The sequence below is a fragment of the Megasphaera sp. AM44-1BH genome (genome assembly GCF_003467125.1).
Classification (GTDB): domain Bacteria; phylum Bacillota; class Negativicutes; order Veillonellales; family Megasphaeraceae; genus Megasphaera.
In genome coordinates this window covers 1-12,701 of record NZ_QSFA01000022.1, presented here as the reverse complement: position 1 = coordinate 12,701, position 12,701 = coordinate 1, and the positions used below count along the sequence as shown (strand labels likewise).

11 protein-coding genes are annotated in these 12,701 nt (G+C 47.9%); 9 read left to right on the top strand and 2 right to left on the bottom strand.

From position 1 onward, the window contains the following. Nucleotides 1–59: 59 nt before the first annotated feature. The 4 genes from DW949_RS11700 to DW949_RS11685 all read left to right on the top strand — a co-directional run bounded on the left by DW949_RS11700 (nt 60) and on the right by DW949_RS11685 (nt 3,968). Nucleotides 60–830 (top strand): IclR family transcriptional regulator, encoded by a 771-nt coding sequence (locus DW949_RS11700; RefSeq protein ID WP_118023396.1) that lies wholly within the window; start codon nt 60–62, stop codon nt 828–830. Nucleotides 831–864: 34 nt separating this feature from the next. After that, a complete protein-coding gene (locus DW949_RS11695) occupies nt 865–1,623 on the top strand; it encodes an SDR family NAD(P)-dependent oxidoreductase (RefSeq protein WP_118023395.1) in 759 nt (252 codons plus the stop codon). A gap of 16 nt (nt 1,624–1,639) precedes the next feature. Beyond that, nucleotides 1,640–2,401 carry an SDR family NAD(P)-dependent oxidoreductase gene (locus tag DW949_RS11690; protein ID WP_158570683.1) on the top strand — a complete coding sequence of 254 codons (762 nt, stop codon included), beginning with the start codon at nt 1,640–1,642 and terminating at the stop codon, nt 2,399–2,401. A gap of 301 nt (nt 2,402–2,702) precedes the next feature. Then, on the top strand, nt 2,703–3,968 hold the full coding sequence (locus tag DW949_RS11685) for an MFS transporter (protein ID WP_118023393.1): 1,266 nt from the start codon (nt 2,703–2,705) through the stop codon (nt 3,966–3,968). 58 nt (nt 3,969–4,026) lie between these two features. Here DW949_RS11685 and ilvD (DW949_RS11680) read toward each other — a convergent pair whose 3' ends face one another. After that, a complete protein-coding gene (gene ilvD / locus DW949_RS11680; protein WP_199595898.1) occupies nt 4,027–5,712 on the bottom strand; it encodes a dihydroxy-acid dehydratase in 1,686 nt (561 codons plus the stop codon). Nucleotides 5,713–6,266: 554 nt separating this feature from the next. Between ilvD (DW949_RS11680) and DW949_RS11675 the strand changes: the two genes are divergently transcribed. Beyond that, nucleotides 6,267–7,589, top strand: coding sequence for a lactate racemase domain-containing protein (locus tag DW949_RS11675; protein ID WP_199595896.1), 1,323 nt, complete (start codon nt 6,267–6,269; stop codon nt 7,587–7,589). Nucleotides 7,590–7,696: 107 nt separating this feature from the next. Next, nucleotides 7,697–9,418, top strand: a complete 1,722-nt coding sequence (gene ilvD / locus DW949_RS11670; protein WP_118023390.1) for a dihydroxy-acid dehydratase — start codon at nt 7,697–7,699, stop codon at nt 9,416–9,418. A gap of 163 nt (nt 9,419–9,581) precedes the next feature. On the opposite strand, the gene DW949_RS11665 is transcribed toward ilvD (DW949_RS11670), so the two are convergent. After that, a complete protein-coding gene (locus tag DW949_RS11665; RefSeq protein WP_118023389.1) occupies nt 9,582–10,385 on the bottom strand; it encodes an IclR family transcriptional regulator in 804 nt (267 codons plus the stop codon). Nucleotides 10,386–10,766: 381 nt separating this feature from the next. Between DW949_RS11665 and DW949_RS11660 the strand changes: the two genes are divergently transcribed. The 3 genes from DW949_RS11660 to DW949_RS11650 form a co-directional block, all read left to right on the top strand. Further along, on the top strand, nt 10,767–11,906 hold the full coding sequence (locus DW949_RS11660) for an acyl-CoA dehydrogenase (RefSeq protein WP_118023388.1): 1,140 nt from the start codon (nt 10,767–10,769) through the stop codon (nt 11,904–11,906). A 27-nt stretch (nt 11,907–11,933) separates the two neighbouring features. Further along, nucleotides 11,934–12,350 carry a MaoC family dehydratase gene (locus DW949_RS11655; protein ID WP_059076373.1) on the top strand — a complete coding sequence of 139 codons (417 nt, stop codon included), beginning with the start codon at nt 11,934–11,936 and terminating at the stop codon, nt 12,348–12,350. Nucleotides 12,351–12,418: 68 nt separating this feature from the next. Beyond that, the coding region (locus DW949_RS11650; RefSeq protein WP_304466106.1) for a 4-hydroxyphenylacetate 3-hydroxylase N-terminal domain-containing protein at nt 12,419–12,701 on the top strand (283 nt) is incomplete at its 3' end.

Below are 12,701 nucleotides of genomic sequence, written 5' to 3'. Positions count from 1 at the left end.
GTGTTTGTAGTTAGAATATACGAACTTATATTGTGTATTCGAACAGAAGGAGGGGAGAGATGGAAGAAGAAAAGCTGCATAATCCGACTGTACGGGTTCTGGATATTCTGGAAACGGCGTATAGTCACGAAAAAGGTATATCTTTTACCGATTTGTCCCGGCAGACCGGAATTTCCAAAGGGACCCTGCATCCCATTGTCGCAACCCTCGTAGCCAAAGGATATCTGCAGTGCCAGCATTCGCTTTTTACACTGGGTAAAAGCTGCTTCCGCCTGGGATATGCGTACACCCGCACGCTAAGCTGTCTCGATATTGTCAAAGCGCATATGGAAGAAATTGTTACAGCCTGCAATGAAATTTGTCAGCTCGGGATTCTGGAAGGAATGAATGTCCTGTATATTGCCAAAATGGAACCCCAGCAGGCCATCCGGGTCAGTTCGTCTGTAGGGGCGACGCTGGCAGCATATGCCACGAGTCTGGGAAAGAGCCTTCTCAGCTGTTATACTGACGAGGAAGTACGCCGCATCTGCCCTCCTGTATTAAAGCAGTATACGGAGCGGACCGTGCGCACCGTCGATGAGCTCCTGGCCCAGCTGCGTACTATCCGAAAGCAGGGATACGCACTGGAAAATGGCGAAGTGAATAAAGATATTGAATGTATTTCCATTCCCGTCCAGGTGGCCAATCAGACGATGGCTATCAGTGTCAGCCTGCCGATTTACCGCTCTACGCCGGAAAAGCAGCAGGAAATACTCCGCATCCTGAAACGTCATAAAGGGGAAATTGCCGAACAGACAGCAGGATTACAACAGGATTTAAGTTTTATTTAATAATATTCTATGGAAAAGGAAGGTATGGATCAGCATGAATGATTTCAAAGACAAAATTGTAGTAGTAACTGGTGGCGGCCGCGGTATCGGTGCCATGACAGCCCGTCGTTTTTGTGAAGAAGGGGCTCATTGCGTTATTTCCAGCAATGTTCTGTCTGAATGTGAAGAATGTGCTGCCGAATTAAAAAAAGACGGCTTTTCGGCAAGCGTCATGGCGTGTGATGTCAGCAAGCCGGCCGATGTGGATGCCCTCGTAGCAGATACAGAAAAGAAATTTGGCCGTATTGATATATTTGCCAATATTGCCGGTATTTGCACCAGTGGCATGAATTTCCTCGGTGTTACACCGGAAAGCTGGGACCGGGTCATGAAAATCAATGCCTTTGGCACACTGTACACCAACCAGAAGGCTATTGAATCCATGATGCGCACGGGAACAAAAGGCAATATTGTCAATGTCACGTCCATTGCGGCCAAAACAGGGTCCGGTGCTGTTGGTGTCGATTACTCGGCCAGTAAAGCAGCCATTGTCAATGTAACGATTTCAGCAGCTACCTTTGCTGCCCGCTATGGCATCCGTGTCAATGCCGTAGCTCCGGGACCCATCCAGACGAAGATGACTGCCGTATGGGATCCTAAAATGTGTGCAAAACTCGTCAAGACTATTCCCCTGGGCCGTAAATTTGGTGAACCCGATGATATCAGCGAAGCCATTATTTTCCTTGCCAGCGATAAGGCAAAATATATTTCTGGTGAAATCCTGGATGTAAATGGCGCTGCCTGGTGCGACTAAGAGAGGAGACGGACTCATGTTTGAAAAATTGCAACTTACAGGGAAAACAGCTATTGTAACAGGCGGTACGAAAGGTATCGGCAAAGGTATTGTGGAAGGCCTGGCCCAGAGTGGTGCCAATGTCGTCGTCGTCAGCCGTCATCAGGATGAATGTGACGCCGTTGCCAAAGAAATGGAACAGTATGGCGTCAAAGGTCTGGGCGTCAAATGCGATGTCACCATTGCCAGTGATGTTGCCAATCTGATGCAGAAAACAATAGATGCCTTTGGTCATATTGATATTCTTGTCAATAATGCCGGCAGCGCGATTACGAAAAAAGCGGAAGATCTGACCGAATCCGACTGGGACCGTGTAATCGACATGGATATGAAGGCTGTCTTTTTCATGGCACAGGCTGCCGGAAAACATATGATTGCCCAAAAGAGCGGGAAAATCATCAATATTGCTTCTATGCTGGGTCTTGTTGCAGAAAAGCAGGTGCTGCCATATTGTGTAGCCAAAGGCGGTGTCCTGCAGATGACGAAAGCTCTGGCACTGGAATGGGCTAAATACAATATCCAGGTCAATGCCATCTGCCCGGGATATGTCATTACGGATATCAATAAAGAAGCACTGAGTGAAGAAAAGATTTATAAACACATTACAGGAAAAATCCCCATGCGCCGTTTCGGTGAAGTAGGAGATATTGCAGGTGCTGCCGTTTTCCTGGCATCGCCGGCTTCTGATTATATGACCGGTCAGCCTATCGTTCTGGATGGTGGCTGGACCATGCAGTAATTCTTTGTGACAGGCAAGCAGGGATTATATTGTTAACATTAACAATATAATCCCTGTTTTTTTTTATGTACAAATAGAATGATAACAATAAAAAATTGGGATACAAGAATGCCGATAATTTACCGGATACTACTTGCTAAACACGGCAATGGTGCTATAATAGGTACACCGCTGTTATGAATAATAGCTATAGAAAATAAACATTTATCATTCTGGTTAGGAATATAAAAACGTATTTATACTTTTATTTTCTGTATCTGGCTATACATTGCGGTTATTTTGTCAAAAGGATGTGTTTACTATGGCATCAACAGAAGCTATCCCGGCTAAACGCTGGGGGCGTATTATTCCACCGGCGATCCTCGTCTATATTTTCGGGTTTATGGATCGTACCAATATCGGTTTCGCCATGGCTGGCGGTATGAGCGATGCGTTGCAGATGACGGCAACCTTATCCGGCCTGGCAGCAGGTATCTTCTTTATCGGCTATATGGTTCTTCAGGTACCAGGCGGTCATATTGCGGAAACAGGCAATGCCAAGAAATTCATTGCCGTTTCTATTCTGGCCTGGAGCGTCATATGCACCAGCCTTGGATTTGTACAGACGGCTACCCAGCTTTTAGTCCTGCGCTTCCTCGTCGGTGTCGCAGAAGGCGGCGTATGGCCGGCTATCCTGGTCATCATCAGCCACTGGTTCCCTTCGTCCGAACGTGGCCGGGCTAATTCCTACTTCATCATGAACGTAGCAATTGCTTCTATTATCACTGGTCCTATCTCAGGCTGGCTGGTTACGACCTTTGGCTGGCGTTCCGTTTTCATCGCCGAAGGTGCCGTTTCTTTCCTGCTCATCTTCGTATGGTGGCCTCTTATCAGCAACCGCCCGTCTGAAGCCAAATGGATTTCCAAAGAAGAACGGGAATATCTGGAAACGACGCTGGCTGCAGAACAGAAAGAACTCAGCGCGGAAGATAATGCTCCTACGTCCCTTTCCACTATCCTCAGCAGTGTCAACATGTGGAAACTGATCCTTATCTATTTCTTCTATCAGGTAGGTATCTATGGTTTTGCTATGTGGCTGCCGACCATCCTCAAGAGCCTTACAAACAGTGGCATGACCAGTATTGGTTTCCTTTCCACTATCCCGTATTTTGCCTGCATGGCTGGCCTGTACATCTTTGGCCATCTGTCGGACCGCAGCGGCAACCGTAAGAAATATGTCGCCCTGCCTCTCCTGGGATTCGCCCTTTGCTTCCTGGCATCGGCTTTCCTGAAAGATTACACCTGGGTTTCCTTTGCCTTCCTCTGCGGCTGCGGCTTGTTCCTGCAGTGCGCATCGGGCATTTTCTGGACAATCCCGACCATGCTTTTCCCGGCTAAAGTTGCTGGTGACAGCCTGGGCATCATCAATGCCCTTGGTAACCTCGGCGGTTTTGTTGGTCCCTTCATCGTTGGCTGGCTGACCACTCAGTTCATGTCCATTTATGCGGGCATCTATTTCCTGGCAGCTATGCTTGCCTGCGGCTTCTTCCTGACCTTGAGCCTGCCGAAGAAGACTGAAGGCAAATAATTAGTTTTCATAACAGCAAAAAAAGGCATCCCATAGCCACGGGATGCCTTTTTTGCTGTTAGTCTTCATTCAGATCGAGGATGGCGCCGGTTGCTGCCGACTTTGCAATGCGGGAGTACAGACCCAGCCAGCCGTGTGTAAATTTAGGTTTGGGACGGACCCATTCCTTTCTGCGCTGTGCCAGCTCTTCATCCGATACATGAAGTGTCAGTGTATTGTTGGGGATATCAATGGTGATTTTATCGCCGTCTTTCACGAGGGCAATGGGACCTCCGTCAGCGGCTTCTGGTGAGACGTGTCCGACGAAGCAGCCGTTATTGGTGCCGGAGAAACGCCCGTCCGTGACAAGGGCTGTCGATTTAGCCAGTCCCCGGCCGTACAGATATTTCATGGCCTTAAACATTTCCCGCATACCGGGACCGCCTTTCGGGCCTTCATAACGGATGACGACGACATCGCCGGCTACGATATCTCCGCCTAAGATGGCTTTTTCGGCTTCTTCTTCCGAATTATAACATTTGGCCGTTCCGGTAAATGTCAGGATAGAGGGATCAATAGCGGCCGGTTTGGTGACACCCGTTTCCGGTGCCAGATTTCCGCGGAGGATAGCCAGACCCTTGCGGGATTCAAATGGTTCGGCCATGGTTTTGATGACCTGGGGATTGAATTCGTATTTATAGGTATAGTTCTGCAGGTTTTCGGAAACGGTCATGCCCGTGACGGTCATGCAGTCTTTGTGCAGCAGCGGCAGGATTTCTGTCATGACTTTGGGGATGCCGCCAGCTTTGTAGAAATCTTCCATGTCGTAGGACGATGCCGGATTGACTTTGGCAACGAGTGGTGTAGTGGCGCTGAGCTTATCGAAGACGGCCAGCATGGTTTCATGATCAATGCCTAATTCATGTGCCATAGCGGTCAGATGGAGTACGCCATTGGTAGAGCCTCCAGTTGCCATGAGGACGCGGATGCCGTTTTCAATGGCGTCCATGGTCAGAATGTCATGGCTGGTGATGCCCTGCTGGGCAAGACGCACGATGGCTTCCCCAGTCTGTTCGGCACAGCGCGTGCGGTCTGCGTAGACGGCCGGAATCAGGGCGGCGCCAGGAAGGGACATCCCCATAGCTTCGGCGACACAGTTCATCGTATTGGCTGAACCGTAGAATGAGCAGGATCCGCAGGTCGGCCCGCAGACATCTTCCAGACTGTTGAATGTAGGTTCATCTATCTTTCCGGCATGGAGCATTCCCAGACCTTCAGACATAGAAGTCAGGTCAGATTTGCGGTTGTCGAATACTTTGCCTCCCAGCATGGGACCGCCGCCCATGAAGATGACTGGAATATCGAGGCGGGCCGCCGCAAGAAGCATACCCGGTACGATTTTGTCACAGGAGCCAAGGAGCACGACGGCATCCAGGTGATGGATTTCTACCATCGTTTCGATGTCATTGGCAATCAGGTCACGGGAAGGCAGGATATAATGCATGCCGGCGTGGCCCTGGGCCGTACCGTCACAGCCGGCGATGACGCCGAATTCACAGGCTGTGCCGCCTGCACGGTATATTCCTTTTTTGACGGCTTCTGCCATCTGGCGCAGATTGTAATGACCTGGTACGAGTTCGTTCCAGGAATTGGCGATGCCAATCAATGGACGCTTCAGATCGTCGTCAGAATAGCCGATGGATTTAAACACACTGCGGTTAAAAGACCATTCCGGTCTTCCTAAAATTTCTTTACTTCTGTACATTTTCTTCATCCTTTCCCACCATCCGGTGTCAGCAGAAAGCCGGAGCTTTCTAAATGAAATCGTACATGTCCCTTTCTTCACTATAACTTTTTTTCATTTTGTTTGCAACTATTTTGTATGGATTATCGCAAAATTAGTGTCCCAGTTTTAGAATGGGTTAGAGCAATGACACATAATAAATGAATGTGAAAGGAATAACATAGAATGCTGGAATGGTATCGAAAAAATCATACTATTTATGACTTTTTTATGGACTGGGACACTAGAATATGCTAATATATACGTATATCATACGTGTCAGAATGAATTTTTGATAAAACGGTCTTGAATCCCCGTAGATATGGGAATGAATGACTGCTTTATATATGCTGAAATATCATAACCTGTGAAGGGAAAGTGCAATCCCGTTATTTGACAGATACTGCCATTCTAGTACAATAATAGTGTGTGAATTCGTAAATGTATACATATGTGCATATGCGAATCATTGTGCAACTCTATGAGGCTGGAACTGGTATAGATTCATTCTGTTGCTGTAAAGAGAGAGGAGTAGTATGATGAAACAAGGTACAGGTGTTGTAGGAGAATTATGTAAGGATGTATTTATTCCTAAGATGGTGAAAGTACATCAGAAATTTGATTTGTCGTATATTAAACCGGAAGATATCCCCGGTGTCGTCCGGGCCCAGCTCGATCGTGATATTATAGCCTCTAAAATAAAACCAGGCATGACGATTGCCATTACCTGCGGCAGCCGTGGTGTATCCAATACGGCTCTCATTATCAAGACCATTGCTTCTTATGTCAAAGAAAAGGGCGCCAAACCGTTCGTATTCCCGGCTATGGGCAGTCATGGCGGTGCTACGCCGGAAGGACAGACTCAGATTGTAAACGGCTATGGTGTCGTGGAAGATTATGTAGGATGCCCAATCCGTGCGACTATGGAAACGAAACAGATTGGTACGACCGATGATGGCCGCCCTGTATTTATTGATAAATATGCTGCCGAATCGGATGGCATCATCATGCTGGGCCGTATCAAAGCACATACCCAGTTTGTCGGCCCTTATGAAAGCGGCCTGATGAAGATGGCTGTCATCGGTATGGGGAAACAGCATGGTGCTGAAGGAGTCCATGAACAGGGTTTTATCCATATGGCAGAAAACATCCAGCGGTATGGCAAGGTTATTCTGAAGAATGCTCCGATTATCTGCGGCGTCGGCCTTCTGGAAAATGCAGCCGATCAGACGCATACCATTGTCGCCCTCACTCCGGATGAAATCATCGAACAGGAACCGGAATATCTGAAAAAAGCAAAAGCACTCATGGGTCATATCATGATTAAACATGCCGATCTCCTCATCATTGATGAAATCGGCAAGAATATCAGTGGCGACGGCCATGACCCCAACGTTTCCAATATGCTGCCCCGCGAAACGGGTGTTCCCTTTGGCCCGAACGGCGAATTCCCGTCCAAATGTGAATTCAATGCTGATCGTAAGATTGTCCTGGATCTTACGGAAGAAACACATGGCAATGCCAATGGCCTGGGGCTGGCAGATGTAACGACACAGCGCTGTGTTGACAAGATTGTCAATGCTGCAGCATATCCCAATGCCGTTACCTCGACAATTCTGGAAATGGTCAAGATCCCGTTCTGGACAGAAAATGATAAACTGGCTATCCAGGTTGCTTTGAAGACGGCGACAAAGGCCGATAAAAAGGCTCCGAAAATCGTCCGTATCAAAAACACCATGGAAGTACAGGATATCTATGTATCGGAAGCCCTGCTCCCGGAAGTGGAAGCCAATCCGGATATGGAAGTAGCCGGTGAACTGGCTCCTATGCCGTTTGATGAAAAAGGCAACTTGTTTTAATCGCTAAAGCCGATGAAGGACCGTATGCTGCACCGGGCAGCATACGGCCTGTCATATATAACCTATTATATTGAGATTCCTAGTCCAATACACAAGGAGGAACATGAATGGAACAGAGATGTAAAGGCGTACGTAAAGTATGGGCCCAGTCGGATGCATTGAAACTCGGCACCGAATTCTCCGAAGGCGATCTTGCGAAACCGCAGATTCTGATTGATGATGTATGGGGTGAAAGCCACCCTGGCAGTGTTCATCTTGATAAATATGCCAAACAGGCAGCCATTGGCGTATATGAAACAGGTGGCAAGCCGGCTAATTTCCATGTTACCGATATCTGTGACGGATGGGCGCAGGGCCATGACGGCATGAACTTTATCCTGCCCAGTCGTGAAGTCATTGCCGATATGGTAGAAATCCATGCCAATGTTATTCCCTGGGACGGGGTTATTCTGATTTCCAGCTGCGATAAGGCTGTACCGGCCCATCTGGAAGTAGCGGCCCGCCTCGATATGCCTGTTATCCACATTCCCGGCGGCTCCATGCGCAGCGGCCCGGGGTGCACGACGTCTGACCTTGCCGGCCCGATTACGGCCCGTGACAAACGCGGTCTGGTCAGCAAAGATGAAATGCGCGATTACAAACTGACCGGCTGTCCGACCTGTGGTTCCTGCCAGTTCATGGGGACCGCCAGCACGATGCAGTGCATGTCTGAAGCACTCGGTATGGCCCTTCCTGGCAATGCTGTCGTACCGGCCACGCTGATGGAAAGCCAGCGTTATGCCCGTCTGGCAGGCCAGAAAATCATGGAACTGGCGGAAAAAGGCATCACGACGTCGAAAATCATGACGAAAGCAGCCTTTATCAATGCCATTAAAGTCCATCAGGCAATCAGCGGTTCTACCAATGCGACGATTCATTTCCCGGCGATTGCCCATCAGCTCGGCATTGACATTCATCCGCGCATGTTTGATGAAATCGGTAAGAGCATCAAGTATCTGACGAATGTACAACCCAGTGGCAAATACATTACAGAATTCCTCTGGTATGCCGGCGGGATTCCTATGATCCAGATGTACCTCAAAGACGAACTGGACCTCAACGTCCTGACCGTTACGGGCCGTACGCTCGGTGAAAATCTGGAAATGATTGAAAAGAGCGACTTCTTTGAACGCGGTCTTGGGTATCTCAAGACTTACGGTATCAATCCGGAAGATATCATCCGCAAACCGGAACACTCCAATAAATATGGCTCTCTGGCTGTTCTTGACGGCAATATTGCTCCTGATGGCAGTGTCGTTAAATTCTCGGCTATCAAGAATCCCGATATGATGCACCACATCGGTCCGGCACGGGTCTTTAATTCTGAAGAAGACTGCCAGCAGGCCATCATTACCGGTCAGGTCAACCAGGGTGACGTTCTCTTTATCCGTTATGAAGGCCCGAAGGGCGCCGGTATGCCTGAAAGCCTCATGACGACCGATGCCATTGCCTTTGACGAACGCCTGGACGGCACGGTTGCCCTCGTAACGGATGGCCGTTTCTCCGGTGCTACCCAGGGCCCGGCTATCGGCCACGTATCGCCGGAAGCTGTAGAAGGCGGTCCTATTGCGCTCCTGGAAGATGGCGATATGATCGAAATTGACATCCCGAACCGCAAAATCAACATGATTGGCGTAAAGGGTGAAAAGAAGACGGCTGAAGAAGTAGATGCTATTCTGGCTGAACGTAAGAAAAACTGGAAGATGCCTGATTTCCCGAAGAAGAAAGGTTATCTGGCACGGTACAGCAAATATGCCACATCGGCTATGTCCGGCGGATATCTTCAGTAATTCATGCTAGTGCGCAGCTGGTAGAAAAAAGGTATCGTACGAAGCAGGCTTGCTTTGTACGATGCCTTTTTAGTTTTAGGTGTATAGTAAATAACAACAAAATACAAATATAAAAAAGGCCTGTCTCCGGGAACAGGTCTTTTTATATTTGTATTGACTTAAATTACATCGGCTGGGACTGGAACGATTTGGCAAAGAAATCAATATCGTTGATATTTAGTTCCGTAAAGGTGTGTTCCAGCTTTTCTTTAGATGTCTTTAATGCCGTAATGGTTTTCTCCTTTTTTTCTTCCGTCAGGCGGAAAGAAGGGATACTGACGCTCATGGCAGCAATATAATGACCATGATACGAGAGGGGGACGGAAAAACAATTGATGCCGGGAGAAATCTCTTCTTTATCCGTGAAATATCCCAGCGTCTTGCCCTGCTGGCATTCATCGTAGAAGCGGTTAAAATCCGTGCAGGTCCGTTCTGTTACCGGGGCCAGCCCCTGAGGATAGAGCGTCTGCAGGCCCTGCAGGGTGTATTCGCTTAGCAGGGCTTTCCCGATAGCCGTACTGTAAGCGGGAAGCCGCTTGCCGACGAAGGAAATGAGCCGTATTGGTTCAGGAGATTCTTCTTTTGCCAGGTAGAGTACATCGCCGCCGACAAGAACACCGAGCTGGCAGGCTTCCGAGGTGGCACTGACGATGCGCTTCATCTGGGATTTGAAGAGCTCCAGTATGTCCATATCCTGCAGGCAGGCGGACCCGACGATGAGAGCGCTGATGCCGACCGTATACTTGTTGGATCCATGCTGGGTGATGAAACGGCGTTCACATAATGTCCGGATAATGGGAACAATCGTACTTTTGGGGACAGAGATAGCCGTGGCAATTTCTGTCAGGGAGCAGCCTTCCTTTGATGTAGAAAGAAGCTGCATAATGTCCAATACACGGGCGGTAGGGCGGTGCGTGGTATAGGGCATCCTATATTACCTCCTTTAATGTATATATGGGATGATGGTAAATCACAGGTAGCATATCAGAGTTTACAATCACCAGTATAGCGAAAATAAGGATTTCTTGCAAATGCTAATAACTGATACAAGAAGGATTCCATGCCTGTCCACGGTACAGGGCGGCATAAAAATATAAAAGGAATTCATCGGCGAATATTGCTATTTTATGTGAAAAATGGTAAAATATAGTCGTAAAACGTATATACAAATTATAACTCATATACGAACAAAATGCAAAGAAATTATCCGGTTTATCTATTCTTAATAGTGATAATTCTGCTTTAAAACTATGAAAATAGTTTTGAATAAATGCCTTACGAGGCGTATAATTTAAGGAGGTATTTTTTTATGAATTTTGAATTCTCTGATGAACAGCAGGCGATTCAGAAATTAGTACGCGAATTTGCAGAAAAGGAAATTGCACCGACTGTCCAGGAACGGGATGAAAAAGCAGAATTTTCCCGTGAAATTTTTGATAAAATCGGCGAATTAGGCTTGTGTGGCATATTTTTCCCGGAAGAATACGGCGGAAGTGATGGCAGCTATGTAAGCTACATCCTGGCTAATGAAGAATTATCCAAAGTTGATGATGCTGTAGCCGCCGGCTATGCTTCCAGCATTTCTCTTTGCGCATGGCCTATCTGGAAATTTGGTACAGAAGAACAGAAGAAAAAATACCTCACACCGCTGGCAGAAGGAACGAAACTGGGTGCTTTCGGCCTGACAGAACCCAATGCCGGTTCTGATGCTGCCCGTCAGCAGAGCACAGCTGTCCGCAAAGGAGATCATTATATCCTCAACGGCAGCAAAATCTTTATCACCAATGGCGGGGAAGCAGATATTTATGTCGTCTTTGCCATGACGGATAAGACAAAAGGCACGAAAGGTATTTCTGCTTTTATCCTTGAAAAAGGAATGGAAGGATTCTCCTTTGGCAAAGAAGAACAGAAGATGGGGATTCATGCTTCCAAGACGAGAGAACTGATTTTCCAGGATGTCAAAGTTCCGGTAGAAAATCTTCTCGGCGAAGAAGGAAAAGGTTTCAAAATCGCTATGCAGGGCCTCGATGGCGGCCGTATCGGCGTAGCTGCCCAGGGCCTGGGGATTGCCGGTGCTGCTCTGGAAGCGGCTATCAAATATTCCAAAGAACGGGAACAGTTTGGCAAACCGGTCTGCAAATTCCAGTCCATTTCTTTTATGCTTGCTGATATGGCAACAAAACTGGATGCAGCCCGCCTGCTCGTTTATCGTGCAGCAGCTCTCAAAGAACAGGGCAAACCGTACACCAAAGAATCGTGCATGGCCAAGTTGTATGCAACTGATGCGGCTATGTCCATTGCGACCGATGCCGTACAGATTCTCGGCGGCTATGGTTACATTCGCGAATACCCTGTAGAACGGCTCATGCGTGATGCCAAGATTACCCAGATTTATGAAGGTACGAACCAGATTCAGAGACTGATTATTTCCGGCCAGCTTTTACAGTAAATCGTTCATACAGAAAGGGAGATAACGATGAGTGATGTATTAACCTATGATGAAATGAAAGTCGGCGATAAAACCACTTTCGGCAAAACGATTGGTGAATGTGATGTATATGCATTTGCAGGTGTCACCGGTGACTTCAACCCGATGCATGTCAATGAAGTAGAAGCATCCAAAACCATGTTTAAAGGCCGTATTGCCCATGGCATGCTCAGTGCCGGCATCATCTCTACGACCATGACGAAGGCAGCTCATGGCGGCACGCCGATTTACTGCTCACAGGAATTGAAATTCAAAGCTCCTGTACATATTGGTGATACCATTACCTGCACAGCAGAACTCATTGAAAAGATTCCGGAAAAACACCGTCTTATTTACCGCACGGTCGTCACGAATCAGGATGGTGTGGTCGTTACAGACGGCAAAGCAATGATTTTAAAATTCTAAGTTGGTTTGACGCGCAGGGGGCCTGAGCTCCTTGTGCGTTATCTGAAAAGCACAAGGAGGTTACACTCATGGCATTAATGACTGGTGAACAGTATATCGAAAGCATGCGTAAACTCAACCTGCAGGTATACATGTTCGGCAAAAAAATCGACAACGTCGTCGATGATCCCATCCTGCGTCCGTCCCTGAATTCGGTCCGCATGACCTACGACCTGGCCCAGATGCCGGAATACGAAGATCTCATGACGGCTACGTCGTCCCTGACCGGTGAAAAGATTAACCGCTTCACCCACATCCACCAGAACACCCAGGACCTCATCAACAAAGTCCGGATGCAGCGTCTCCTCGGCC